The organism is Chitinophaga sp. ARDCPP14 (assembly GCF_051362515.1).
Taxonomy (GTDB): Bacteria; Bacteroidota; Bacteroidia; order Chitinophagales; family Chitinophagaceae; genus Chitinophaga.
Window position 1 is genome coordinate 135,766 of the sequence record NZ_JBKIXB010000009.1, and the last position, 25,889, is coordinate 161,654.

The 25,889-nt window shown below is 48.3% G+C and carries 18 protein-coding genes; 6 read left to right on the top strand and 12 right to left on the bottom strand.

The features are described from left to right. Positions 1–75: 75 nt before the first annotated feature. Positions 76–555: a GNAT family N-acetyltransferase gene (locus ACLHR0_RS23345; RefSeq protein ID WP_436489926.1), complete on the bottom strand. Its 480-nt coding sequence runs from the start codon at positions 553–555 to the stop codon at positions 76–78. Between the two features lie 240 nt (positions 556–795). Between ACLHR0_RS23345 and ACLHR0_RS23350 the strand changes: the two genes are divergently transcribed. Further along, positions 796–2,739, top strand: coding sequence for an alpha-L-arabinofuranosidase C-terminal domain-containing protein (locus ACLHR0_RS23350; protein ID WP_436489928.1), 1,944 nt, complete (start codon positions 796–798; stop codon positions 2,737–2,739). A gap of 212 nt (positions 2,740–2,951) precedes the next feature. Here ACLHR0_RS23350 and ACLHR0_RS23355 read toward each other — a convergent pair whose 3' ends face one another. Together ACLHR0_RS23355 and ACLHR0_RS23360 are read right to left on the bottom strand one after the other, a co-directional pair. Further along, positions 2,952–3,377: an SH3 domain-containing protein gene (locus ACLHR0_RS23355; protein WP_429047615.1), complete on the bottom strand. Its 426-nt coding sequence runs from the start codon at positions 3,375–3,377 to the stop codon at positions 2,952–2,954. A 24-nt stretch (positions 3,378–3,401) separates the two neighbouring features. Continuing rightward, positions 3,402–3,893 (bottom strand): BON domain-containing protein, encoded by a 492-nt coding sequence (locus ACLHR0_RS23360; RefSeq protein ID WP_370910282.1) that lies wholly within the window; start codon positions 3,891–3,893, stop codon positions 3,402–3,404. A 197-nt stretch (positions 3,894–4,090) separates the two neighbouring features. On the opposite strand from ACLHR0_RS23360, the gene ACLHR0_RS23365 reads away from it, so the two are divergent. Beyond that, a complete protein-coding gene (locus tag ACLHR0_RS23365; protein ID WP_436489929.1) occupies positions 4,091–5,353 on the top strand; it encodes an alpha/beta hydrolase in 1,263 nt (420 codons plus the stop codon). Here ACLHR0_RS23365 and ACLHR0_RS23370 read toward each other — a convergent pair. Then, entirely contained in the window at positions 5,350–6,042 is a 693-nt protein-coding gene (locus ACLHR0_RS23370; protein WP_429064812.1) for a sulfite oxidase-like oxidoreductase, read from the bottom strand. The two genes, ACLHR0_RS23365 and ACLHR0_RS23370, sit on opposite strands and share 4 nt — an antisense overlap. 172 nt (positions 6,043–6,214) lie before the next feature. On the opposite strand from ACLHR0_RS23370, the gene ACLHR0_RS23375 reads away from it, so the two are divergent. After that, the gene (locus ACLHR0_RS23375) at positions 6,215–7,243 is read left to right on the top strand and encodes a sterol desaturase family protein (protein WP_436489932.1); all 1,029 of its coding nucleotides are present in this window, start codon (positions 6,215–6,217) and stop codon (positions 7,241–7,243) included. Here ACLHR0_RS23375 and ACLHR0_RS23380 read toward each other — a convergent pair. Next, entirely contained in the window at positions 7,231–8,331 is a 1,101-nt protein-coding gene (locus ACLHR0_RS23380; protein WP_436489934.1) for a metallophosphoesterase, read from the bottom strand. The genes ACLHR0_RS23375 and ACLHR0_RS23380 overlap by 13 nt on opposite strands. A 109-nt stretch (positions 8,332–8,440) precedes the next feature. Then, the gene (locus ACLHR0_RS23385; protein WP_079469927.1) at positions 8,441–8,902 is read right to left on the bottom strand and encodes a cold-shock protein; all 462 of its coding nucleotides are present in this window, start codon (positions 8,900–8,902) and stop codon (positions 8,441–8,443) included. A 301-nt stretch (positions 8,903–9,203) separates the two neighbouring features. Here ACLHR0_RS23385 and ACLHR0_RS23390 point away from each other — a divergent pair, with 301 nt between their 5' ends. Continuing rightward, positions 9,204–12,470 carry a S41 family peptidase gene (locus ACLHR0_RS23390; protein ID WP_436489936.1) on the top strand — a complete coding sequence of 1,089 codons (3,267 nt, stop codon included), beginning with the start codon at positions 9,204–9,206 and terminating at the stop codon, positions 12,468–12,470. Between the two features lie 57 nt (positions 12,471–12,527). On the opposite strand, the gene ACLHR0_RS23395 is transcribed toward ACLHR0_RS23390, so the two are convergent. Next, on the bottom strand, positions 12,528–13,508 hold the full coding sequence (locus tag ACLHR0_RS23395) for a DUF6268 family outer membrane beta-barrel protein (protein ID WP_436489938.1): 981 nt from the start codon (positions 13,506–13,508) through the stop codon (positions 12,528–12,530). A gap of 255 nt (positions 13,509–13,763) precedes the next feature. Between ACLHR0_RS23395 and ACLHR0_RS23400 the strand changes: the two genes are divergently transcribed. Continuing rightward, the gene (locus ACLHR0_RS23400) at positions 13,764–15,104 is read left to right on the top strand and encodes a DUF3472 domain-containing protein (protein ID WP_436489940.1); all 1,341 of its coding nucleotides are present in this window, start codon (positions 13,764–13,766) and stop codon (positions 15,102–15,104) included. 53 nt (positions 15,105–15,157) lie between these two features. Here ACLHR0_RS23400 and ACLHR0_RS23405 read toward each other — a convergent pair whose 3' ends face one another. The 4 genes from ACLHR0_RS23405 to ACLHR0_RS23420 form a co-directional block, all read right to left on the bottom strand. Continuing rightward, positions 15,158–16,405: an alpha/beta hydrolase-fold protein gene (locus tag ACLHR0_RS23405; protein WP_436489941.1), complete on the bottom strand. Its 1,248-nt coding sequence runs from the start codon at positions 16,403–16,405 to the stop codon at positions 15,158–15,160. Between the two features lie 342 nt (positions 16,406–16,747). After that, a complete protein-coding gene (gene fabF / locus ACLHR0_RS23410) occupies positions 16,748–17,989 on the bottom strand; it encodes a beta-ketoacyl-ACP synthase II (RefSeq protein WP_436489943.1) in 1,242 nt (413 codons plus the stop codon). Positions 17,990–17,995: 6 nt separating this feature from the next. After that, positions 17,996–18,553, bottom strand: coding sequence for a TetR/AcrR family transcriptional regulator (locus ACLHR0_RS23415; RefSeq protein WP_429047632.1), 558 nt, complete (start codon positions 18,551–18,553; stop codon positions 17,996–17,998). A gap of 142 nt (positions 18,554–18,695) precedes the next feature. Beyond that, complete coding sequence (locus ACLHR0_RS23420; RefSeq protein ID WP_436489945.1) at positions 18,696–21,077, bottom strand: ABC transporter permease; 2,382 nt, start codon at positions 21,075–21,077, stop codon at positions 18,696–18,698. A 282-nt stretch (positions 21,078–21,359) separates the two neighbouring features. Here ACLHR0_RS23420 and ACLHR0_RS23425 point away from each other — a divergent pair, with 282 nt between their 5' ends. Then, complete coding sequence (locus tag ACLHR0_RS23425; protein ID WP_436489946.1) at positions 21,360–22,682, top strand: cytochrome P460 family protein; 1,323 nt, start codon at positions 21,360–21,362, stop codon at positions 22,680–22,682. On the opposite strand, the gene ACLHR0_RS23430 is transcribed toward ACLHR0_RS23425, so the two are convergent. After that, complete coding sequence (locus tag ACLHR0_RS23430) at positions 22,679–25,888, bottom strand: hypothetical protein (protein WP_436489947.1); 3,210 nt, start codon at positions 25,886–25,888, stop codon at positions 22,679–22,681. The two genes, ACLHR0_RS23425 and ACLHR0_RS23430, sit on opposite strands and share 4 nt — an antisense overlap. Position 25,889 lies beyond the last annotated feature (1 nt).

Consider the following 25,889-nt stretch of genomic DNA (forward strand, 5'->3'; position numbering starts at 1 on the left):
GACTGAATATTCATGAGGGGGACAAATAACTTCATTTTTTTGTCCGAAAAAAATATTTTCCATCCGGTGTGCGGATTATGCATGCTGTTCCATATCGTACCGGTGGAGTCCCGGACCATAAGCATCTTTCGTGATGCGGGTAACCACAAATCCGAGTTTCTCGAAAAAAGGATAAACGTGTTGCGTAGTGTCAAGCCTGATGCTGCATTGCGGGCATACCGACCGGATCACCTGTACGCGGTACAGGAATAATTGTCTGCCATATCCCTGTTTATGTAATGCCTGTGTGATGAGGCCCCAGGTCATTGCAGCTTCCTGTTTTGCAGTATCGATATAATAACCTCCGCAGCCGATTATCTGTTCCTGCAGGGTGGCTACATAATATTGTTCGTTGTTATTTTTTTGGGGAGATGCATACCGTGCATCCTGTTCCCGGAGCCATTCTTCAAAATCGGGTAATTCTGCCGGTGCAAAAAAGCCAGGCATATTACTTTTAAAAGCAGCCATGCAGGCTGGTTTATCGGAGGGCATATATGGTCTGATGGTCATGCTCATTAACAACGATAAAATGAATAACGGGAAGTTAAGTTTTATATACCAGCCGGAGAAAAAAGAACCGGAAGCGGAGCGGGGCTTTTATTGCTGTCAACAAAAATATAACAACAAAACACAGGCATCTTCCGGAATTATAAAAATTAATTGTCAAATTGACGATTAATAAAATAGTTTTATTATTTTTCCTGTCAGAAGTAAGCCGGCGCACCTGCCAGGCAGCTACAAAAATTAGTACGCGTTATGAAAAAGCATGTAAGAAAAGAGATCCTCTTTATGTTCTTTATTGGCTTGTTGGGTACACACCTGGCGGGTGCACAAACGAAGCACAAAGCCGGCAAAGCTATTTCCCCCGATCTGTTCGGAATTTTTTTTGAAGACATCAGCTATGCGGCAGATGGCGGCCTGTATGCAGAATTAATCCAGAACCGTTCGTTTGAGTATACACCGGCCGACAGGCGGGAGTGGCATGCTTTCACGGCCTGGGAATACGTAACAAAAGGCTTCGGCTACGGAGCGGTGAACGTGGAAAGTAAATCGCCGGTTCATCCCAATAACCCGCATTATGTAGTACTCACCATTGAGGAACCCGGCCAGGAAGGCATCGGGCTGCAAAACAACGGGTTTGATGGCATTGCCATCAAAAAAGGAGAACAGTATAACTTTTCTGTATTTACCCGGCTACTGTCGGCAACTCCTATTCCAGTGTCTGTGCAGCTGCGCGGCCGGAAAGGGGAGGTGTATGGAGAAGTAAGCATCACGGCAGATGCAAAGGAGTGGAAGAAGAGCAGTGGCGTTCTTACCGCACAACAAACAGACGATAGCGCCGTGCTGGTACTGGTGGCCAAAGCGAAAGGCAGCCTGGCGATAGATATGGTTTCCCTGTTCCCGGTAAATACTTTTCATGGCAGAACAAACGGGCTAAGAGCCGATCTCGGACAGGCCATCGCGGATCTGAAGCCCAGGTTCATGCGCTTCCCGGGAGGTTGCCTCGTGCATGGCGACGGCCTCGAAAACATGTACCGCTGGAAAAACACTATCGGTCCTGTAGAAGAAAGAAAAGCACAGCGGAATATATGGAACTATCATCAGTCGCTCGGACTTGGCTACTTCGAGTACTTCCAGTTTTGTGAAGATATTGGCGCCAAACCCTTACCGGTAGTACCTGCGGCGGTGAGCTGCCAGAATTCCGGCGGCACCTGGCGCATTGGCGGCACCGGGCAAAAGGGATTGCCACTGGAAGAAATGCCCGCTTATATCAATGAAATACTGGACCTGGTTGAATATGCCAATGGACCAGCCACCTCCACCTGGGGCGCCAAAAGGGCTGCTGCAGGTCATCCTGCGCCGTTCCACCTGGAATACCTGGCCATTGGCAACGAGGATAAACAAACGCCTGAATTCAGGGAGCGCTTTAAATTAATTGAAGCGGCTGTAAAAGAAAAGCACCCGGAAATTACCCTGATCGGAACCGTCGGCCCGGCTCCGGCAGGAGAAGACTTTGAGGCAGGATGGGCATTTGCCGACAAAAATGCTTTGCAGATCGTAGATGAACACTATTACGAAAAACCGGAGTGGTTCCTGGAAAATAAAAACCGCTACGATTCCTATAACCGCAAGAAATCCAAAGTATACCTCGGTGAATATGCTTCAAGAGGAAACACCTGGTTCAATGCCTTAGCGGAAGGCGTATACATGACCGCGCTGGAACGCAACGGCGACATCGTACGGTTATCTTCCTACGCTCCGCTGCTGGCCCGTACCGGTCATACTTCGTGGAACCCGAACCTCATTTATTTCACGGGCACTACAATCACCCGTACGCCTAATTATTACGTACAGCACCTGTTTTCAAATAATGCCGGCGATATCTGCTACCCGGATATCGTTACGCTGAATAATAATACCAATACAGGCGTATCTTGCGTGAAAGACAGTAAAACCGGTGATCTCATTATTAAACTGGTGAATGCCGGTGAAACCGGTGTATCCGCCAAAGCCAATGTGGCCGGCCTCGTAGCCCGGCATACAAATGCAGCAGTAACGGTACTTACAGAAAATGCAACGGATAAAAATGCGCCCGCAGTTCAATCTGCTACCAGTAATCTCGAAATTGACAAAGTGATTAGTTATGAAGTTGCGCCCCGCTCGGTGGCGCTTATCCGTATCCCGGCGCCGCGTAGATAAGAGCGGGTTTTGTCTTACTCAGGATTACGCTGATTATACTGATTAGCTGGATTTTTACTTTTGGATTTTAAGATTTAATAATATCTAATAATAATTAAGGGAGATAAGAGCGAATATCCGCTTCTATCTCCCTTAATCCTTTATAAAATCAAAAAAGTAAAAATCCAGCTAATCAGTATAATCAGCGTAATCCTGAGTAAGACAACATCCGCTTATTCCACCGGTTGCAGATACTGCGCATAGGCATAGCCTTCTTCGCCTGCATCTGTGCGGATCAGCCACCACTGATCGCTTTGTTTACTGATCAGCGAAACAATTTCATTGTGTGCTGCTTTTCCTACAACAGGCTGGTCGGTGCCGGGGCCCTTGCGGATATTCAGGTTAGTTGATTCTGTGATCACTTTCAGTTTAGCGCCTGCTACAGCAGTAGCTACATTGATATTCATTACTACGTCGCCGGTGAGGAAGTTGGGATCAATCTTTCCGTAGATGTTCCACAGTTGGTCCTTTACGGCGCCGGTAGGTGCTTCTCCTTCGATATGCAATACGCCATCCAGTTCGTTTACTTTCAGGTTGCTGGTGCCTGCAGCTTGTGCTGCATCAATCAGCTCTTTATATTTATCCTGTAATGCTGCCATGATTATTGTATTTAAAGAGAAAGATTATTTTACTTTTAAACCGGAAGCATCTACCTTTTTAGGCTTCAGGGCATCCAGCGCCATTTTCAGTTTTTTCCAACGGTCTGCTTTCTGTTCGCCGGTAATAGTAATTACTCCGTCTTTAACATCTGCCTGGATACCAGGGAAATCTTTCACAATACTTGCTACGGCTGTTTTCAGTGAATCGTCGGCAGTAACTTCTACCGGTGCGGCTGGCGGCGGCGGAGGAGGGGCTACGGTAACATTGTTAACAACACTCTTAACACCCTGGTTCAGCTTAACAGCAGCTTCTGCGGCATCTTTGTCAGCCTGGGTGGCAACAGATCCGGAAAGGGTTACTACGCCATCCTTCACATCTGCACTAACGCCGGGCGACGATTGTAATGCAGTGGTTACTGCAGCCTGTATGTCTGCATCCTTAGGTTTCGATTTGCAGGAAATCATGAACAATAGTCCCACGGAGAGGATCACTGTGGTCAGGTGTTTCAGTTTCATAATCATACTGAGGTTTTAATGATGAAAAAATACTTTCTTAAGTTAAGTATCTTTTTTCATCCGGCAATAAGACGGTAAGAGTTGTTTATTTTTTAATACAGACGTCCCGGTCTCTATTAATGTGATTTTAATTTTGACTGTCAGGCGTATTCAATAATTTAGGCCCAGCAAAAAATAATGCAGTAAATTCCGGACCTATGAAGAAATGGTACCTGTTATCACTCCTGTGCATCCTGCTTTGCACGGCATCTGCGCAACAAAATGATCAGATAGCGACTCATTTTTTTGAGCAGCTCGGTAAAGGGAACTGGGACGGCGCAAAAGAAAATATGGATGCCACCATGACGGCAAAGGTAACGCCGGACATGCTGAAAGGGATCTGGCAGCAGATGGAACAGTCCCATGGGAAGTGGGAAACTGTTATCTCCCTGAAAACAGCAAAGGAAGGTGCATATGATATGATACTGGCGGATAACAGGTTTGGCAAAGCCATTATCACCTTTCGTGTGGTGTTCGACACCAATCACCGGATTGCCGGCTTTTTTATTGCAGGTACCAAACTCCTGACTACCGCACTGTTGCCTTATGAAGAAACGGATACGGTGATTACTCCGGACGGTGGTATCCTGTATGGCGTTCTTACAAAGCCCGTGGAAAAACAACCCTGGCCGGTGGCATTGATCATCGCAGGTTCCGGGCCAACTGATCATAATGGTAATAATCCATTATCAGCGGCTGCCAACGGTAACTCTTATCAGCAGCTGGCAGCAGCTTTAGCGGCCAATGGCATTGCCTCTTTGCGTTACGATAAACGCGGCATCGGGCAAAGCACCGGCTTCAAAAAAAGCAGCAGCGCCACCTCACTCGACGATTTTACGGATGATGCCATCGCCTGGATAGATCATCTCCAAAAAAATACGCAGCAATTTAAAAGTGTGGCAGTTATTGGGCATAGCGAAGGGGCTTTAATAGGCCTGATGTGTGCCGGCCGCAGGAGCTTTAACAGCCTGGTATCATTATCCGGACCGGGGGAATGTATGGATAAAGTATTGCTGACACAGTTAAGGCCAATGCTGGCTGATTCGTTATATGATAGGGCGACCGTGATTTTAAATGAACTCCGGCAGGGCAATAATCCGCAGCAGGTACCGGCGGTATTAAGCACGCTTTTCAATCCTTCCCTGTATACTTTCTGGAAAAGTACTTTTCATTATGATCCCTGTACCTTGCTACCCGCTGTAAAAATGCCGTTCTTAATTATTGGCGGTACCAGCGATACACAGGTGCCACCTGTACAAGCCGATATTCTCCATCACTGTAAGCCGGGTTCGCAGCTGCTGATGATCAAAGGAATGACGCACGCGCTGAAAGACACCGCACCCGTTCCCGCAGGGAATAAGACGCCGTTACCACTGTCGCCGCAGCTGGTACCGTCGTTGGCAGCGTTTATAAAGCATTAGCTATACCGGTCGTTTCTCCAGGGGTAAGCGGTATTGGAGTAACCTCTTTCTTCCCAGAAGCCCAGCCTGTTGGCAGTGAGGAATTCAATGCGCCGTATCCACTTGGCGCCTTTCCAGGCATATAGTTCAGGGGTAATCATTCTTACCGGTCCGCCATGTTCTTTTGGTAATGGCGCGCCTTCAAATGTATGTACCAGCAGCACATCCGGTTTCAATGCTTCTTCCAGTGACACGTTGGTGGTGTAATCGTCGTATCCGTAACAGAGTATATGCGTGGCCGTGTCTTTGGGTTGTACCAGCGCGGCCAGGTCCAGCAGGCGAACGCCCACCCAGTTCATATTCAGCTTCGACCAGGTGGTAACGCAATGAAAGTCCGAGGTATCGGATGTTTGCGGCAGTGCGAGGAAATCTTCCCAACTCAAAGTCACCGGGTGTTCCACAGCACCATCGAGGACAAGCTGCCATTCTTCTTTTTCAATTTCCGGCTGTATGCCCAGGTCCAGTACCGGCCATTTATGCGTGATGGTTTGTCCTACCGGTAATACGGGCATGCCATGCCGGTTGGGATTGCCGCTGCCTTTGGGTTTATTATCGGCTACAGATGGGGTGAGCCGCATCTTCTCCTCAAAACGGGATTTGAGCTTCATTCTCGCTTCTACGATACGCTTTAGTTTATCCGCCTCTTCCATAAAGTAATTTTTGGGTCTCAGGGCATAAATATACGGATTTGCGCCTATCCGGGCGGTAGGGCCTGGTGTACCGGGCGCGGCATTATCTGAAAAAAAGTAACCGTTTGGCTATACTTTGTTCATACAAAGTTGTATATTGTACGAACAAAGTAAACTTAAATAAAGGCGCGTTATGGAGGTCATTCAAACGGTATTCAAGGAGATCATCGGGTTCCTGGGTATCTCGCAACTAATAGAAGTATGTAAAACGGGGAATTATAAGGTGCTGCTTACGTTAAACGGGATCTTCTCGGTTATCTCACCGCTGGTACCTTTTCTGCTGTTGCTGGAAATAGGCAGGGCTGTTTTTTATAAGAAATTCAAGATCGAAGACTATAAAATGCCTTTCCTGATCTTTGTAGCCAACCGGTTCATTTCCCGGTTCATCTCTATTGCGGCAGTTGCTTTCTGTATCGGGTTGCTGGAGAAATATGCGTTGATCAATACTTCCCTTAAATGGTACTGGTTTATTTATGGATATGTGATCTGGGAATTCTCTCACTTTATTTACCATTACTATGGACATAAGGTGCGTTTATTCTGGTGCCTGCACTCTACTCATCATGCGCCGCAAACCATGAACCTATCAGTTACTTATGCGCACTTCTTCCTGGAAGCGCCCTATGCAGACGTAATCCGCACCAGTATCTGCATCCTCATGGGCGTGAATCCGCCATTGCTTTTTATCATTATGTTCATCGACGGCACCTGGGGATCTTTCATTCATGTGGGTGAAAACCTGGTTAAAGACGGGCGTCTTGGCTTTCTCAATAAAATCATTCTCACGCCATCGCATCACCGGGTGCATCACGCAAAGAATCCTTTGTACATGGATACCAATTTCTGTAACCTGCTGAACATCTGGGACAAGGTATTTGGCACTTTCCAGCATGAAAAGAGGGATATGCAGATCGAATATGGTATTTCCAGGGAAATGAATCCCAATAATTTCCTGGATGTTTATTTTGGTGAATTGTACGGGTTGTGGAAAGATATACGGAAAGCGCCTGGCATAAAAAACAAGCTGTTGTACATTGTAATGCCGCCGGGATGGAGCCATACAGGGGATCATAAAACCGCGAAAGTGGTGAAACAGGCTTTCCTGGAAGAGGTGCAGCATCAGCAACCATTGCGGCAGCCCACAGCAGATCAGGTCATCTGATCAAACAGGTAATACAGCGGCGATTCTTCGAGCACCACCCGGGAATTCCCCTGCGGTGCATCGTTTTTCCATTTGATCAGCCGGATCGCGCCATCTGCTATTTCAATCCCCGTAATATCGCCATCATTGAAACAGCAACAGCCCGTATTGAAATAAGAGGGATGCGCCATTGTTTTTACCACCTGTTTACCGGCATATTCTGCTTGTCTGGCTGCTAATGCTTTTTGTAAGATGGCTATCTCGCCGGTGTCTCCCTGGGCGCGGGCTTTATCCAGTTGTTTCGTGAGCTTGTCGATATGATCCAGTGATGCAAATACCGGTTTGTGGGTGTGCCCGGAAATGAGGAAGGTTTTCTCGTACCGGATACTCCATTCGTACATCATGATATTGTGGCGGTCGGCCAGGTCAAAGGAATCGGAGAGGGTATCCATCCGGATATCAAAAAAGCGCTGTACGGGTGTCCATATAGCGGCTACAAACCATTTACTGAAAGCATTGCCATCGCTGCGCAGGTCGCCCTGGTGGCCATGTGTGAGATAAATTCTGTAGTCGTGGTCCTGGTAGCGGGTTTGCAGGATAAGTCCTTCATAAACTCTCAGTTTCTTCCCGAAGATTCCTTTCAGAAATTGCTGCCGGGGTATGGCATAATGCCATTCCAGGTCATGATTCCCGAATATCCGGAAATAACGTTGCTGCTGCAGGAACCGGGCTTCTTCCAGCAATGTGTCGCGGTTTTCCCGGATCACGGTAGCCGGCGTGCATTCCCACAATTCCTCGCAATCGCCCAGGTTAATAAATGTGTAGCCTTTGTCGTAGTAATAACGGAGTGCAGCCACATAATTGGCTTCTGCGGCCATAAAGTCGTCCGCACCATCTTTACCTCCTTTATGTTGATCGGAGAAAATAATAAAGCGGCTATGCTCGTAATCAAAAGGAACAATGAGTCCCTTTTGACGGTTGCCTTTGAGGATTTCCTCGTGAAGCTGGGATAGGGAGGTAAATACCTGGGATTTGTCCGGCTGGGAAGAAAACCTGTTTGAAAGCCAGATAACAGGACGCTGGAAGAATTTTTTCACTGGATGCGGCACGCTGTATTTTTTTAGAAAGGTGGCTGAGTACCTTACCACGCACAAAAATGAGCGATTATCAATAACCGCTCAGATTTTTTTATTTCAATAAAGCCAGACCTGTTACAGTTTAGCTTTTTACTTCTTTCTTTACGTTAACCGCACTTGGACCTTTCTGTCCTCTCTCCACTTCAAAAGTTACCTTGTCTTTTTCTTTAATAAGTTCAGTCAGCTGGTTAATGTGAACGAACACACTATCCTGTGTCTGCTGATCGATAATAAACCCGTAACCTTTGGACTCATTGAAAAATTTCACCACACCTCTGCGGATCAGTTCTGCTGGTTCCTCCGGCAATTGTCTGCCTGGTCCGAGCTGAATGTCTTCCACATTGATTTCCCTTTTCCTGCTTGGATCGGGCGGAGTAGAAGAGATATTACCATTCTCATCTATGTAAGCCATCATGTCTTCCAGACTCTTTCCTTTTCCGCTTTCTCTCTTTCGTTCTTCCTTTCTTTCCTGTTTATCCAGTCTTTGTTTCGCTTTTTTCTTTTCTTTTTCTTTTTTACCAACTGTTTCCTGGGATCTAGCCATATTTATGTATATATTTTGATACCTTACAAAGATCGGCTTTTTTTGCGTAAAAGGCCCGGAATATAAAGCAGCACAGCCTTTATGCACAGGTATTTTGCCCCAGGACTCCCCATAGCGGCTATTCTATATTTTTTGCACATTGAAAATAATTCGCATCACGTTGCAGATTATCATGATATTTTATTTGTGACCAGGGGTAATTATGGTGTCATGGGATTTCCATAGATTAGCAAATTGGTTTTAGTGCGCAACAAAATTAACCACCTGGAAGTGGACCCGTCTAAAAAAATTTAAAACGCTTATGATGAAGAAAACGGCCCTGGTTTTCCTTGCTGCTATTGCAGGAAAACAGGCAGTGGCACAGGTAGACGCCGGCCTGTTCCGCTATCCTGATGTATCCCGGTCGCAGATCGCATTTTCCTATGCCAATGATATCTGGATTGTCCCGAAAACGGGTGGCACTGCCATCAAACTGATTTCTCCACCGGGAGTGGAGGCCTTCCCGAAATTTTCCCCGGATGGCAACAAACTCGCTTTCAGCGCCAACTATGATGGCAACGCCGACGTATACGTATTACCGGTAGCCGGCGGGGTACCGCTGCGCCTCACGGAATACGGCGGCAGCGACCGCGTAGTGGACTGGACACCCGACGGCAAGCAGGTGCTTTTTGCCTCCGGCCGGGAAAGCACAAAAGAACGCTTCAACCAGTTCTACACCATCCCGGAAAATGGCGGCGCCGCCACCAAACTGCCACTGGCCTACGCAGAGTTTGGATCATGGTCGCCCGATGGTTCCAAAATGGCCCTGGTTACTCGCTCCCAGAGCTTCCGCAACTGGAAAAGGTACCGCGGCGGTATGAAAGCAGATATCCATGTGTTTGATTTTGCCAAACAACAATCGGAAAACATTTCCGCAAAAAGTGACGCGGGCGATGAATTTCCCATGTGGCACAACAACTTCATCTACTTCCTGTCCGACCGCGGCGCAGAGAAAAGGATGAACCTCTGGCGTTTTGATGTTAATACCAAAGCCTGCGAGCAAATTACCAGCTACAAAGACTATGACGTTCACTTTCCCTCCCTGGGACCGGATGATATCGTGTATGAAGCCAACGGCAAATTGTTTCTCCTGTCGCTGAACACACAACAATCTACCGAGGTGAAAATTAATATCACCACCGACCTCGCGGCACTGAAACCACGCACACAACGCACTGCTAAATATATCCAGTCCACCGCCATTAGCCCTGATGGCCAGCGTGCGCTGATAAGCGCCCGCGGCGATGTTTTCTCCGTACCCGCTGTAAACGGCTACGTGAAAGATCTTACCCGCACCAGCGGTGTGGCAGAACGCTTCCCTGTATGGGCGCCGGATGGCAAAACCATCGCCTGGTGGAGCGATAAATCAGGTGAATATGAACTGTGGCTGGCTGCCGCCGGTAAGGAAAATGAGGCTAAACAGATCACCCATTACGGCCCCGGCTTCCGCTACCGCCCGCACTGGTCGCCCAACAGCAAACAACTTGCGTTTATAGACCACGACCTGAAAATATGGGTACTGGATGTGACCACTGGTAAAACCACGGCGGTCGACAAAGCCCTTCACTATTCACCCGATGTGCTGGATGGCTTCCGTTTCAGCTGGACTCCCGACAGCAGATGGCTTACCTATAGCCGCGACATGGACAACGGCCATGAAGCCGTTTTTCTCTTCGATACAAAAAATAACCAGCGCCACCAGGTAACCAGCGGTTTCTATGATGCCGCCCGGCCGGTGTTTGACGAAGAAGGCAAGTATCTTTATGTACTTACCAACCAGTCGTTCAAACCCACCTACAGCAGTATCGACAATACCTTTATTTACGCCAACAGCACCGTGATCGGGGTTATTGGCCTGCAAAAGGAAACGCCTTCCCTGCTGGCAACCCGCAATGATGCAGTGAATGTAGAGGAAGATAAAAAGGAACCGGAAAAGCCGGCCGCCAAAAAAGGAAAAGAGAAGAAGGAGAAACCTGCGGGCGATAAGAAAGAGACGGCCACCAACATCGACCTGGACAACATGGAAGCCAGGATGGCACTGCTGCCGGTACCAGGCGGCAACTACTCCCGCCTCGGCGCCGTAAAAGGCAAAATCCTGTTTGTGAGCAGCACACCACCCAGCGACGAGGAAAGCGGCGGTGAAGCCACTTTACAATACTATGATATCGCTACCAAACAGGTAAAAACCATCATCAAAGATCCGGGTCAGTACGAACTTTCCGCCGATGGCAGTAAAATACTGGTCAATAACGGGCCCTATGGCGTGATCGACGTGGCCGAAAATCAGAAGATTGACACCGCTATGCAGGTGGACGACATGGAAATGACCGTGAACCCGGCAGAAGAATGGAAACAGCTGTTTATGGACACCTGGCGCCTGGAACGCGATTTCTTCTATGATCCCCATATGCACGGCCTGAACTGGAACAGTGTAAAAGATAAATACCTGCACCTCCTGGAAGGCGCCCGCACCCGCGAAGAAGTAAGCTTTGTGATTAATGAAATGCTCGGCGAAATGAATGCGTCGCATACGTATAATTTCGGCGGCGATATTGAAGATGGCAAGCATGAAAATGTAGGCTACCTGGGCGTGGACTGGCAGGCAGATGGTAAATACTATAAGGTTAAACGCATCATCCGCGGCGCCGCATGGAACGCTGAAGCCCGTAACCCGCTGGACGAACCCGGCGTAAACATCCATGAAGGAGATTATATCCTGGCAGTAAACGGTGAGCCGCTCACCACGGTGCAGGAGCCGTACGGCGCGTTTCAGTCGCTCGCAGGAAAAGTAGTGGAGATCACCTGGAATAGCCGCCCTTCCCTGGAAGGCGCTAAAACCGCGATCGTAAAAACCATCGGCAGCGAATACCGCCTGCGCCACCTGGCCTGGATAGAAAGTAACCGCAAACGTATTGCGGATGCCACCAATAACCAGGTTGGATACATCTTTGTGCCAAGTACCGGCATCGATGGCCAGGATGAACTGATCCGCCAGTTTAATGGTCAGTGGGATAAGGCGGCCCTTATCATTGATGAACGCTTCAATAACGGCGGGCAGATTCCCGATCGTTTTATAGAAATGCTGAACCGCAAACCGCTGGCTTACTGGGCTACCCGTAACGGTACGCCCACACAATGGCCTTCTTACGCGCATTTCGGCCCGAAGGTGATGCTGATCAACGGCTGGAGCGGTTCCGGCGGGGATGCCTTCCCTGATTACTTCCGCAAGGCAGGACTGGGCCCCATCATCGGTACCCGCACCTGGGGCGGTTTGATCGGTATCAGCAATACACCCGGCTTAATCGACGGCGGCATCATCACCGTACCATCCTTCCGCATGTTTAATAACGACGGTACCTGGTTCCGCGAAGGACACGGCGTAGATCCTGATATTGCGGTAGATGAAAATCTCGGCGATATGGCCAAAGGCATCGATCCGCAGCTGGAACGGGCCATCACCGAAATAAAGAACCTGCTGCAAACAAAGCCTTACAAGGCGCCTGCACAGCCTCCTTATGAAGTGAGATAACGGCCTTATATAACTGACCGGTGGCTGTTTGCTTTAACTAAACAGCCACCGGTTTTTTTATTTACGCGGCTGAAAATTCCATCGCAGCCCGCCACTGAAAAAGTAATTGGTCGCAAAACGATGCATCGGTTTATCCGCAAACATCTCAGATAAATTCTTCTCCTTAAAAGTAGCGCCGCTGTAAAGGATACTGCCCCCCGACGCCACAAAATCGATATGCCGGTTCAGGTGCCAGGTATTCTCCAGTCCCACACTTATTTCAGCATAACCCATCAGCCGTTTTTTATCCGGCGCATTCTCCACATCGTACGAAGAACCGCGCATACGGAATGCCAGCGCCAGGTCCGTTTGTTTATTCAGACTGCTGGATACACTTATTTTCTCCGGGAAATTAACATCTATCCTGTACCTGCCGGCTGTTTGGTACTTAATGAGCAATGCAGGCAATATCATAGGCGTGCCAAAACTATTGGTAAGCATAGCGCCTATACCATAGGAGAACCGCTTGTTATGTTGTTTTATAAATATTACGCCCCCGTTAATAAAAATATCTTCCCCATTGATCTTTTTCATATCAGTGAAAACCCCGGCAGATAACATACTCAGCATGCCCCAACGGTTACCGATACTCCGGAAATGAAGGAGCGCCAGCTGTGTTTCCAGCAGTTCTTCCGGAAAGATCCGGTGATCATAATCTTCGCTGACCAGTTTGGTATAGCTGCCGGAAGCCGCGAGGTTCCAGGTACGCACCTTTCCGGTAGCGGTATCCACCTGGTTGCTCAGCATAAATACAGCGCCGAAATTATAACGTTGCTGCGAAGTAGTGGACTTTGTTTTCACACTATCTTCCGGCCTGATATAACGGGAGGGTGGTAAGTAATCCACGCTGATCCCGATGCCGGGACCATTGAGGGAAGTGGCGCCCAGCTGCGCCCACAGGCGTTGCATAGGTGCAAAGGCGAATAAGGCGAGTAACAAACAGGTATATATTTTCTTTTGCTGCACGGGCTGTTTATGTATGCGTTGTTGATTCGTCATGAGTGATATTTATTGCTTTAGAGGAAGACACCATGCACCCCATATACCCCTATGCCTTTACCGGTATTTATTTTCGGGAGATAAAAAACACAATTGCCCCATCCCGTAAAATACAGGCGTCATTACAATGTCATAATTGGGCGGCAGTATTTCCGTATAACCATTACAGTAACTAAATTCAAGGTATACCACGTAGAAGAGCGTACGAAAAAATCTGTGAGCCCATTTGTCTTTTTTAACCAAACATACAGTGCAATGAAACCAAAATTATCGCTTGCGTTCGCATTCGGATGCCTCACCCTCGCGTCTTGTTCAAAGAACTATTTTGCCTCCGGCGAATCCCCGAAAGACAGCCTGTCACCCGCCACCGTTAAAGCTTCAGGCATTACGGATGTTGCCGTGGCATTGGGGAGTAATGCCTGGTTAACACAAAGCAGCGCAGGCGCTGCAGAAGTAGTGGTAGACTATGGCCTGGCCAACTGGACCAGCAGCAGTTCCGTATTCAGCGCTTACTTTCGCACCAGCGCTACCGGCGCCCTTCACCTCGCATTGCGCGGTAAAGTACCGGGTGGCAGCAGCCAGCTGAAAATAACCGCCGCGGGCCAGTCGAAAACTATTACCGCCTCCGGCGGCAACTACCACACCATTGATGTGGGCGATTTTAACCTAACGGATACCGGCTATGTGAAAGTCGATTTCCAGGGCGTATCCAAAACAGGCAGCTACTTCGCCGACCTGTCCGACCTGTACATCAGCGGCGCCGCCACCAGTGGCCGGCTCAACTACATTCAAACCGATGTATACTGGGGCAGGAGAGGTCCCTCTGTACACCTGGGCTATACGCCGCCGGCAGGTAAAAACGTGGAATGGTTTTATAATGAAGTAACCGTACCCACTGGCCAGGACCCGGTTGGATCTTACTTTATGTCCAACGGCTTTAGCCAGGGATATTTTGGCATACAGGTAAACAGTACTACCGAAAGAAGGGTGTTGTTTTCAGTTTGGAGTCCTGCCGATACAGATGATCCCAACAGCATCCCGGATTCACTGAAGATTGAATTACTGCGCAAAGGCCCCAATGTACAAACGGGTTCCTTTGGCAACGAAGGTGCAGGCGGACAAAGTTACCTGGTATACAACTGGCAGGCGGGAACTACTTATCGCTTTTTAACGCATGCTGTGCCGGTGGCCAATAACAAAACGGAATTCACTTCCTGGTTTTATGCCCCTGAAACCGGCGCCTGGCAACTGATTGCCAGCTTCAGACGTCCGCAAACCAATACATACCTGACCGGGTTGTATTCTTTCCTGGAAAATTTCTCCACCGAAACCGGTTACATCGGCCGGAAAGCACAGTACGGCAATCAGTGGGCAAGAGATACCAATGGCACCTGGTATGAGTTAACAAAGGCGCAGTTTACAGGCGATGCAACTGCTGCATCCCAGTCGCGTATGGACTTTGCCGGTGGCGTGGAATCCACAAAGTTCTACCTGCGCAACTGTGGCTTCTTCTCTAACTTTGTAAAAATCAATACGCCGCTTACCCGTACACCATCGGGTACTGCGCCGGTAATTAATTTTAATACCTTACCATAAACAAATAAAAAGGGGCTGTGACTGCAGCCCCTTTTTTCAAACAATAGTAACCCTCAACGTGGCGGAGTATTATTTACGCTCTCCACCTTATCTTTAATTTCCTTTGAAGGCCGGATGCTCAGCGCTTTTTTCCAGAGGATGTTGGCATTTACAGTATCTTTCCTCTCCAGGTAATAATCTCCCATACTATCATACGTATTAAAGCTTTCCGGGTAATAATCTATGTTCAGCTGAAAGAACATTTTAGACTTATCAAAATTTTTCTGTTGCAGGTGGTGGTAGCCAAATTCATTAAAGGTAGGTTCGTAGGGGCGTACCCGGTAGCCCATGTCTTTCGACAAAATATCGAAATGCTGGGTGATAAGTGTTTTTAACGAATCCACCGGGCAGCTGTCATCAGTATAGAGATAAGTAGGAAAGCGGTGATGAGGAAACAGGAATCTTAATCCGTCGTATTCTCCCACGAGCGGTATCGAGTTATGGTCATCATCTTCATAATATTTATAACTCCACCTGAGCTGGTTACCGGGGAATTTTCTCAGGAAATCGGTTAAGTTAAGAATAGCGCTGGTATGAACGGATCCCCGATCGTTATCTTTTCTTAATTGTACAGTATCCAGTCCGGGCTTCATGGTATGGGCCACTGCGAGGTAGAGGTTTTTACCTTTAAATGACTGCTGCAATTGCCTGCTGGCTGTTGCAAGCACCTGGCCTTTATTCCAGGAAATGCTCGGATCTATGGCAATATAACCGTTAAACAACGCAGGATGATACAATAGCGTGTTCACCACCATCAGTCCGCCGAGGGAGTGTCCTATCAGCGTACGGTAGGGGGCCGTGGCGTATTTTTTATCGATATAGGGAATGAGTTCTTTACCAAGGAATTCGGTGAAAGCCTCGCCACCGCCGGAACCCGGATACGCGGAGTCGCGTGTGGGCGTAAGGTCGCGCATCCGGTTACCGCCGGTATTCGGAATGCCAACAATGATCATCCTTGGCAGTGCCGTATTCCCATTAATGGCGCTTAGCTGCAGGATCATTGATTGCAGGGAGGAGAAGTGAAAATCACCGTCCAGCACATATACCACCGGGAACGCCGGCTTTGCAGAATAGCTGGTATCCGCCGAAGGCGTATAGATCCATAAGGGCCTTTTTTCTTTTAGCACATCAGAATATATGCTATCGGGTTGCCCGAAGGAAACCAGGCTTTGGCTTGTTTGTGCCATCACACCAGCACGACCACCACCGCATAGCACCAGGAAGGCCAGGAACACCAGAAATACCAGGAATATTTTTTTCATACCGGGTTATTATTTCCCGAAAGATGGAATTTTCCGGGCACGTATTTCCGGAGTTGTGATGCAGGCGGGGATTAATGTGACGGAGTGGGTGTTTTGCGTGACAAAGCGGATTTTGTCTTGGCTCAGGATTACGCTGATTTTATTGATTTAGGGGATTTGAATACTTTGGATTTTTAAATGATTTTGGGAGATATAAGCGGATCTTTTATAAGATTTTTAAATGATTTAAGAAGATATAATCGATATACCCGCTTATATCTTCTTAAATCATTTAAAAATCCAAAGTATTCAAATCCCCTAAATCAATAAAATCAGCGTAATCCTGAGCCAAGACAACCTCCGCTAGACCTTGCGGAAAACGACGATGCCGTTATGTCCGCCGAAGCCGAAGGTATTGCTCATGGCTACGTTGACCGTTTTTTCTATGGCGGTTCCCAGTACGATCTGTAAGGTGGAAGGGATGGCGGCATCCAGTTCCTGTGTATTGATAGTGGGAGGGATGATGCCTTTCTGAATGCTCATGACGCTGGCGATAGCTTCTATGGCGCCGGCGGCGCCAAGCAGGTGGCCGGTCATGGATTTGGTAGCGCTGATGTGCAGGTGCGACGGTGCGGCTCCGAACATTTTGCCGATGGCAGCTATTTCGCTCAGGTCGCCCACGGGGGTGGAGGTGGCGTGTGCATTCAGGTAATCCACTTCTTCTTTATTCAGCCCGGCGTCTTCCAATGCGAGCTGCATAGCCCGCAGGGCGCCCAGTCCTTCCGGATGGGTGGCGGTCATGTGATAGGCATCGGCGGTCATGGCTGCACCGGCTACTTCGGCGTAAATGTGTGCGCCCCTGGCTTTGGCATGTTCATACTCTTCCAGTATGAGTGCTCCGGCGCCTTCTCCCATCACAAAGCCATCGCGGTGCACGTCGAAAGGACGCGAGGCGGTGGTAGGGTCATCATTGCGCACCGACATAGCTTTCATGGCACAGAAGCCACCTACAGATGCCGATGTAATGGGCGCTTCGGAGCCACCGGTTACAATTACCTTCGCCTTACCCAAACGGATATACGTTAACGCATCCATAATAGCGGTATTGGAAGTGGCGCAGGCCGATACCGTTGTATAATTAATGCCCATCAGGCCATATTTAATGGAGATCATGCCTGATGCCATATTGGTGATGAGCTTGGGCACAAAATAAGGGCTGAAACGGGGATTAAAATCGCCGGAAACATATTCAGTAACCTGTTCTTCGAAGGTTTGCATACCGCCCTGGCCGGAGCCCCAGATCACACCGGTATCAAAAGGATCCATGGTACTGAAGTCCAACCCCGAATCTTTCACTGCCTGGTCGGCCGCTACGAGCGCATACTGCGTAAACGGGTCCGTTTTGCGCACTTCGCCTTTGTCGAGCAACGCGCCGGGGTCAAAGCCTTTCAGCTCGTGTGCAAACTGTGTGCGGAAGCGGCTGGCATCAAAGTGACTGATGGTGGCAGCGCCGCTTTTACCGGTAACAAGACTATTCCAGAAATCGGTAACATTGTTACCAATAGGGGATACGGTACCCATTCCTGTTATGACAACTCTTTTCATAGCTGGTTATTTATGACGCAGATCGTCCAACAGCTGCTCCGCAATGTGGCGGAAAGCTGATGGTCCCATCACCCTCGATAAAAGAAGGGAGGCCTGCAAATTGGATATGATAATGAGCGCACGCGTGTTAGCGGCGCCTTTAAAGTGAATGCGTTTCTTTTTCCGGCCTTCTTCGAGGCACCGGGTAAGCCAGGCGAGGATGCCGCTGGCCATTTCCTGTACTTTCGCCTGCATAGCCGGTTCCAGCGTCTCAAAATCCGGGGCGAGAGAGCCCATCAAACAGATATTGCCTTCTTTGCTGTGCCGGCGGAATACTTCCGTCAGCTTTACCAGTTGTTCTTCTTCCGGCAAACTTTTCCACTTGCTCGTTTGTGCGATAAATTTCGCAATGTCCTGGTCTACTATTTCCACGCCCAGGTCGGCTTTCGCCGGGAAATGATAATGCACCGCCGCATTTTTTATCTCCAGCGGTCCTGAAATGTCTTTGTAACTAAAGGCGTTAAATCCTTTGGTCCTCACCAGGCGGTCGGCCAGCGCCACTATTTTATCTTTTGTTTCAGACATACTTTGCCGTTTGCGGCACAAATATACTTACTTAGTAGTAAGTAAACAAATGCACGGCTTTTTTGTAATTTATTGGCTTAAAAAAAGCGGGGAGGTTTGATTTCAAACTTCCCCGCCGGAATTACTTATATGGGCAACAGTATTACTCTGCCTTTAAGCTGTTAATGGGATTCATCAGTGCCGCTTTTATACTCTGGAAGCTGATCGTGAGCAGGGCAATCAGCATGGCGGCCACACCGGCCAGCACAAATACCCAGTAATGAATAGAGATGCGGTAAGGGAATTTCTGCAACCACTGATCCATGGTATACCACGCCACCGGGAAGGCAATCAGCGCGGCAATGCCCACCAGCTTCAGGAAATCGGCAGAAAGCAGGCGCGTAATGCCGGATACGCTGGCGCCGAGTACCTTGCGGATGCCTATTTCTTTGGTTCTGCGCTCCGCGGTATATGCGGCCAGTCCAAATAACCCCAGGCAGCTGATCACAATAGCCAGCGTGGCAAACAGCCGGGAAAGCTGCTGCATCAACGTTTCATTGGTAAACATCTCGTTAAACTGGTCGTCCACAAACTGGTAAGTAAATGGATAAGCCGGATTCAACTCCTTCATCACATCGCCGATTTTATGAAGCGCTGTTTCCTTATCTGTAGCCGCATTCATGCGCACATACAGGAGGTTGGCGCCATCAGGAACACAATAGAACACTACAGGATCAGGTGAGCCATACATATTACCATAAACATAATTTTTCACTACACCGGCTACACGGGAATGAATGACAGAATCGGCGCTGAATGGTGTGTTAATAGTTTTGCCTACAGCGCTTCCTTTACCCATCAACTGTTCCAACGATTCGGTGATCAGCACATCCATGCCATTGGCAGCAGCCACCGGTTTAAAATCACTGCCGGCCACTATCTTCATTCCGGTAGTTTGAATGAACTCGGGGCTTATGCGCCGCTGGGAAACAAGGATTTTATCAGTAGGCGATTTTCCGCTCCAGCTGATATCGTCGGTGTTGTTGCCGCCGTATAAAGTAACCTGGTCCGCCAATGCGGCATTTTCTATCACGCCGGTAGCCAGCAAGGCTGTTTTAATAGCGGCAAAGTTTTGCTTCATCGTTCCCTGAAGCTGCATGGAAATAAGATTATCTTTATTAAGACCGAGATTCCGCTTCTTTACATGCTGGATCTGCTGGTAAATGATAGCCGTGCAAATGATGAGCGTAATGGAAACACTGAACTGCGCAATCACCAGGCCCTTACGGACAAAGGCGGCACTGCCGGTCTTCGACTTAATACCTTTTAACACAAAAACCGGGTTAAAGGAAGACAGGTACAGCGACGGATAGCTGCCTGCCAGTACGCCGCAAATCAGCGTAATCCCCAGCAACCAGATAAGATGCATCGGTTCATTCAGCCCCACGCTGAGGCGCTTATCTACCAGCGCATTAAATGCGGGCAGCACCAGGAATAGCAGCAGCACCGCCATCACCGCTGCCAGCATCGACATAAACAATGCTTCACCGATAAATTGCGTGATGAGTCTACTTTTTCCTGCACCCACTACTTTGCGGATGCCCACTTCTTTTGCGCGTTTTTCACTGCGCGCGGTAGATAGGTTCATGAAATTAATGCAGGCAATGAATAAAATGATCCAGGCAATCAGGGAAAACAAACGGACATACTCTATGCGGCCACCACTTTGTTTTCCGTCAGTGAACTGGTCGCGCAACCGCCAGTTGTTCATACTGAACAGGAAGGCCTGGTTAATGGCGCCGGGATTGTGCGCTGCAATGAAGTTTTGAAGTTTATGGTTGATAGCGGTCAGATCTGCATGGGGAGCCAGTTCGGCATATGTGTCAACAGAATTGGCGCCCCAGTTTTTCAGATAAGGATTTTGGTTGAAAAAGATCTCAAAAGGAGCTACCCATTCAAATTTCAGCGTGGAATTTTCCGGGATATCTTTTATTACCCCGGATACCACGTATGGCTGCGCATTATCCACCGTAATGGTTTTACCCACTACATTCTTTGTGTCGCCAAAAAATTTCCGGGCGGTTTTTTCAGTGACCACAATGGAGTATAACTGCGGAAACGGAACAGCCGCATTGCCTTCTGTAAAAGGAAGCGTGAAAATATTAAAGAGGCTGGCATCCACATAAATACCGCCGGCATACATTTTTTTATCTCCGAACGTGAATAACAGGTTGGTCGTCTGTTCTGAGGTACGGCAGGTTTGCGTAATACCCGGTATTTCTGTCTTCATCGCATCGGCCAGCAGGGCAGGCGTAGAGGTAAATGTGCGGATGTTACCATCATAATTCCAGTTTTCCCACACCTGGTATATCCTGTCTTTTTTCACGTGAGAGCTGTCGTAGGTAACTTCATCTTCTACCCATAAAAAAATTACACCGGCGCAGACCAGGCCAATGGCCAGTCCGAAAATATTCAGAAAGCTGTAGGTTTTGTTTTTCCAGAGATGTCTGAATGAGATCTTAATATAATTTTTTAGCATCATCATTTGTACACATTTGGGAGTAGTGCGACTAGCTCCGGCCAAGATAATGCCATAGCATTTTATATTGATAATGAGTTATTTGGATAATTAAGGTTGTCCGTTTTCACGGGAGAAGTGTTCATTTCCGGACAGGCAGCAGCACTTATTGCCAGGTGGCAGCAACTATATGCCCGGGTTCATTGTTAATTTATCCTGGTTCACACCCCCATTTGCCCGGTTCACCTAAAAATATTAGTTACGGTGAACAAGGGAATTTACTTTGCCATAAATATAAATGTCGACCTTATGAAACGGTATAAACAATGGAAAGTAATACTGCTGGTGGCGATTGGCTGTTTTATCGCCGTACAGTTTATCCGCCCGCGTATTACCCATCCACCCGTTACAGGCGAACCGGATGTTCCGCCGGAAGTCAGCGCTGTGTTGCGGAAGGCCTGCTACGACTGCCACTCAAATGAAACGCACCTGGCCTGGTTCGACCAGATTTCACCTGCTATCTGGCTGGTGGCCGGTCATATCACGGAAGGCCGGCGGGTGCTTAATTTCTCCAACTGGGACAGTATACCGAAAGACCAGCGAAAAGGAAAACTGTTTGAATCCCTCAACCAGATGCAGTTCAATGTAATGCCACTGTCGCAGTACACGGCCCTCCATCCCGCGGCACGCCTTACAAATGATGAGATCAGCATCCTGAAAAACTACCTGGCCACACAACTTGCTCCCCTGAAGCCAGACAGTAATAAAACCATTGCGGCCAACCTTCAATACGCCGCCTGGCATCCGGACAGCCCTGTTGTAAAAGTATTGCCCGTACCTAACGGCATCGCCTATATGCCGGAGTATAAGAACTGGGAAGCCATCAGCAGCACCCAGCGACTGGACAACGGCACCATGCGGGTCATTACCGGGAATGACATCGCCGTGAAGGCCATCCGGGAACACCAGACCAATCCCTGGCCCGACGGTACTGCTTTCGCAAAAATAGCCTGGGATGAACTTCCTGATGCCGCCGGGAACATTACTCCGGGGGAGTTTAAACAGGTAGAATTTATGATCAAAGACAGCCATAAATATGCTTCCACCAAAGGCTGGGGATGGGCGCGCTGGAAAGGAACCGCGCTGAAGCCCTATGGTAAAAATGCTATGTTCACCATGGAATGTGTTAACTGCCACCAACCTATGCGCAACAACGATTTTGTATTCACTACCCCTACGCAGCACACGGTTGCCTCACTGCCGGATACGCTGGGCCTGAAGCTAACTGAATGGAAGGTGATCACCAGCGGTATCCAGAAAGATCAGACCATGAGTACCCTGTATGGCAACGAACGGGCAGTAGCCAGTGCAAGGAAAAGAGCGGCCACTTATCCGGCAGATGCCCTGCTTACATTGGTCACCTGGAAACAGCAACCGGACGATCATTGGTTTGGCGCAGTCATTCCAGGTATCGTGGCATCTGTAGAACAGGTGCAGTTCCAGCCGGGTAACATCTCGCCGTTATATAAAAAATATAACGGTAGAAACCTGGTGGCCGACAAAACCAGTGAAGAGGAAATAAAAAGCAGGATCGCCTACATTACCCGCCAGCGGGCATCTGTAATGCCCTAAGAAGTTTTCTTTGCTTTTTTAAGGGCTATCTTGTATTTATCAGGGGTACCGGAAATGTTGATGTTCATAAAACGCACCTTTTTATCTTTATCCCGGTATTCAATTTCATCCACCTGGTCCACGTTCACCTCTTCCTGCTTCCGGCCAAAAAGCGCCTGGAAGCCTACCTGGGTCACCATCTTCATCGGGATGCGGAGGTAGTAGTTCATACTCATGTCCAGCGACTGGTTGCCCGAAACCTCAATATAGCCGAGCGACGAATTGATGTTCATATTTGGAATAACGAGCGTGCCGTTTTTCAGGGTTAGCTTATTGCGCAGGGTATCAAAGCGTACCATGCGGAGGTTCTTATCTTTAAAGTAACCGGCCATGGCCTGCATAGGACCAAAATCCAGCAGGGTGCCATTGGTGATTTCAATATCCATCTGCGATTCCGTTTCACTCAGCACCGGCGTAAGATCGGGATGCATGCGCACATAGCTTTTGATATTCCCGCTCAGTATACCTTTCAGGTTGTTGTTGAGCACAAAGTCCTGCCCGAAGTTGTCGAACTTGATGAGCAGTTTGGAGATGTCCACATTTTTGAGATAGATACCGCTCCGGAAATACAGTTTCTTAGGATCAGCTGCATTGAACATGCCACGCATGGCAATATGTCCGCCGGCAATATTCATGGCAATGGTATCTACCTTTATTTTCTGGTCTTCCCGCATATGAATATTCGCAAGCACATTTTTCAGCCACAGCTTTTTGTATTTGATCTTCTTTATATCCACCTGTGTTTCAAATTCTGAAAAAGGAATATTGAATACATTGAAGCCGGTGGCATGCAGCGAGTCGTTTTCTTTTACAGTGGTGCGCCGCGCGGGTGCTGCGCCTGCCACGGGATGGTCGCTGAAATCATAGTTCATCAGTTCATCAATATCCAGCATGTCAGATTTGAACCGGAAGTAATTGCTGCGTTTTAACTGGCGTTTGCTTTTGCCGGTAGCATAGCGCATGTTCAGGTTGAAATCGGTGCGGCCTACTTTACCGGTAAGCGTATCTACCACAATAAAGCGGTTATTGCCGTACCGTATACGCCCGGTCACATTTTCCACTTTGATAGGATGTTGTTTCAATGTGCCGGAAATATTGGCGATGCGGGCATCTATCCGTTTAAAAACAGTATCGTATTTTATGCTCATTTTACTCCGCAGCCAAACGTTGTTGGCTTCTTCATACCAATATCCCTGCGGAATAAATTTATGGCCGCGTTCACTTATCAGGTCATTTACAGCCAGGCGGTCCGACTTAAAATCGAATGCCACTTCCGTGTTTCCTTTTTTAATTTTATCAAACCAGATGAGGTAGTTATTTAACCTTCCTTTGAGTGCAAAGCTGGTGCTGTCGATGTTTCCGCTAAAGTTAGACACCCGTAAACTGGTGTCGTTGATCATCACTGCCGCGTTAAAATCATGCAGGGCGTGCGGGTACTGCTGGAATTTGGCGTACAGCTTTTCTACCTTGAAGGTGCCTTTGGGCAAAGGATTGGGATGCAGTAATTCTTTTACCGACGTTTCAAACGCCAGGCCGATATTAAACCCGGTAATTACTTCTTTGGATAAAATGGGATGAGTAGAATCAAATTTGTACAATTCTCCCAGCTGCAAACGCTTGCTGGAAGCGCTGAAATTTACGGCTACCGGTTTATCCTGCTGGTGAAACAGCGCCGGTACATCACTGACGGCGCCCTGCGCCAGTATATCGGAGCTGCCTATACGAAAAGCAATGGAATCCAGCTGCAGCCGCCCCTGCCGAATTTGCGCATGCACATTCATATTGCGTACCGGCAGGTGATAGCCGGGAATACGGAATTCAAGGTTTTTAACAGTGAGCTCACTTTGTACGCCGTCTTTCAGTTTAGCTAAACTTTCTTCCGGTATGCGCATATCCACTATTTCCCGGAAATTCATATTCAGCTTGATTTCACCGCTGATCTGTTCAAGGTCTTTGATGCCGAGGAACTCGCCCACGAAGCGCAGGTTCAGCTCAGAATATAACTGCATCAGGATTTGCGGATCGGTGAAATTTTTCATCACGAAGTTACCTTTGAATATGCCGCTTCCCGGTTTGGCGTTGAAGTTCAGTATATGCAGTTCGGATGTTTGCAGGTTATGCGCGGCGCCATTGGTATAAAACCCTTTGAAGCCGAGCTGGTCTACTTTCCGGTCGATCTTCTTATTCTGGAACCATACATTTTCGCAGCCAAAATTAAATTCCATTAAAGGCATGATGCCTTTGCCGATAGCGCCTTTGATAATGCCATCGAAAAAGACGCGGCCATCATGACGGTATTTATCCAGCATCACAGCCACGTTTGCCGGCACCATGGCCAGCAGGAGGTTCAGATCCGGTTTATCGCCTTTAACTTTCAGGTCCACAAAATGTTCGCTGACCACTCCCTGCAGTTGCAGCGAGGCCTGTTCCAGCCGGATAGTACCGGGAGGCAGGGTCAGTTGTTTTTGCTGCTTGTCGTAAACAGCTGCCAGTTTAAAGTTCAGTTGTTTGTGCCGGAAGAGGGTGGTATCGGATTTCCCGGTGATGTCTATTTCCAGCTTACTGTCCATATCGATGGCGATATGGGCGGAGTCCATCGCGAAAGCTGTTTTTATCCTATCTATATGGGTGTTCACTTTCAGGCCGGACATGCCGTCGAAATAGCTGACGTCAATATTTTTCAGGATTATTTTCTTCAGGTCCAGGCTCAGGTCTTCGCTGGAGTCGGCCGGCGCGGCAGGACCGGTACTTTTGAATTCATGGGCTTTGATCAGGTCTACATCGCCGTTGGCATAACGGGCCACATGCACGCGGCCATTGGCCAGCACAATAATGCGGGCATTGTAGCGCTGCCGGAGGATATCTGGTAAGCTGAAGCCCACGTACAGGCGTTCTACCTGGTACAGTGGCTGTCCCTGCATTTTTTTATCTGCAAAAAAACGAACGTCGTGCAGGGCAATAGAAATATATGGGAAGTTGCTGAATGGAGAAATACTACTTTTTGTGATGACCAGCTCCCCCGCAAACTGCTTATTCAATTCCTTCACCGCCATCTGCGTGAGCCGCTCCTGTTGACTGTATAAGATACCGCCGGCTATTGTCATCACCAACAAAAAAACGCCTGTGATGATCAGGAATAGCCTGATTACTTTTTTTCCCCGCTTCATG

Coding starts and splice junctions, on each gene's coding strand:
- ACLHR0_RS23345 (WP_436489926.1), bottom strand. CDS start 555: ATGAGCATGACCATCAGACCATATATGCCCTCCGATAAACCAGCCTGC.
- ACLHR0_RS23350 (WP_436489928.1), top strand. CDS start 796: ATGAAAAAGCATGTAAGAAAAGAGATCCTCTTTATGTTCTTTATTGGC.
- ACLHR0_RS23355 (WP_429047615.1), bottom strand. CDS start 3,377: ATGGCAGCATTACAGGATAAATATAAAGAGCTGATTGATGCAGCACAA.
- ACLHR0_RS23360 (WP_370910282.1), bottom strand. CDS start 3,893: ATGAAACTGAAACACCTGACCACAGTGATCCTCTCCGTGGGACTATTG.
- ACLHR0_RS23365 (WP_436489929.1), top strand. CDS start 4,091: ATGAAGAAATGGTACCTGTTATCACTCCTGTGCATCCTGCTTTGCACG.
- ACLHR0_RS23370 (WP_429064812.1), bottom strand. CDS start 6,042: ATGGAAGAGGCGGATAAACTAAAGCGTATCGTAGAAGCGAGAATGAAG.
- ACLHR0_RS23375 (WP_436489932.1), top strand. CDS start 6,215: ATGGAGGTCATTCAAACGGTATTCAAGGAGATCATCGGGTTCCTGGGT.
- ACLHR0_RS23385 (WP_079469927.1), bottom strand. CDS start 8,902: ATGGCTAGATCCCAGGAAACAGTTGGTAAAAAAGAAAAAGAAAAGAAA.
- ACLHR0_RS23390 (WP_436489936.1), top strand. CDS start 9,204: ATGATGAAGAAAACGGCCCTGGTTTTCCTTGCTGCTATTGCAGGAAAA.
- ACLHR0_RS23395 (WP_436489938.1), bottom strand. CDS start 13,508: ATGACGAATCAACAACGCATACATAAACAGCCCGTGCAGCAAAAGAAA.
- ACLHR0_RS23400 (WP_436489940.1), top strand. CDS start 13,764: ATGAAACCAAAATTATCGCTTGCGTTCGCATTCGGATGCCTCACCCTC.
- ACLHR0_RS23405 (WP_436489941.1), bottom strand. CDS start 16,405: ATGAAAAAAATATTCCTGGTATTTCTGGTGTTCCTGGCCTTCCTGGTG.
- fabF (WP_436489943.1), bottom strand. CDS start 17,989: ATGAAAAGAGTTGTCATAACAGGAATGGGTACCGTATCCCCTATTGGT.
- ACLHR0_RS23415 (WP_429047632.1), bottom strand. CDS start 18,553: ATGTCTGAAACAAAAGATAAAATAGTGGCGCTGGCCGACCGCCTGGTG.
- ACLHR0_RS23420 (WP_436489945.1), bottom strand. CDS start 21,077: ATGATGATGCTAAAAAATTATATTAAGATCTCATTCAGACATCTCTGG.
- ACLHR0_RS23425 (WP_436489946.1), top strand. CDS start 21,360: ATGAAACGGTATAAACAATGGAAAGTAATACTGCTGGTGGCGATTGGC.
- ACLHR0_RS23430 (WP_436489947.1), bottom strand. CDS start 25,888: ATGAAGCGGGGAAAAAAAGTAATCAGGCTATTCCTGATCATCACAGGC.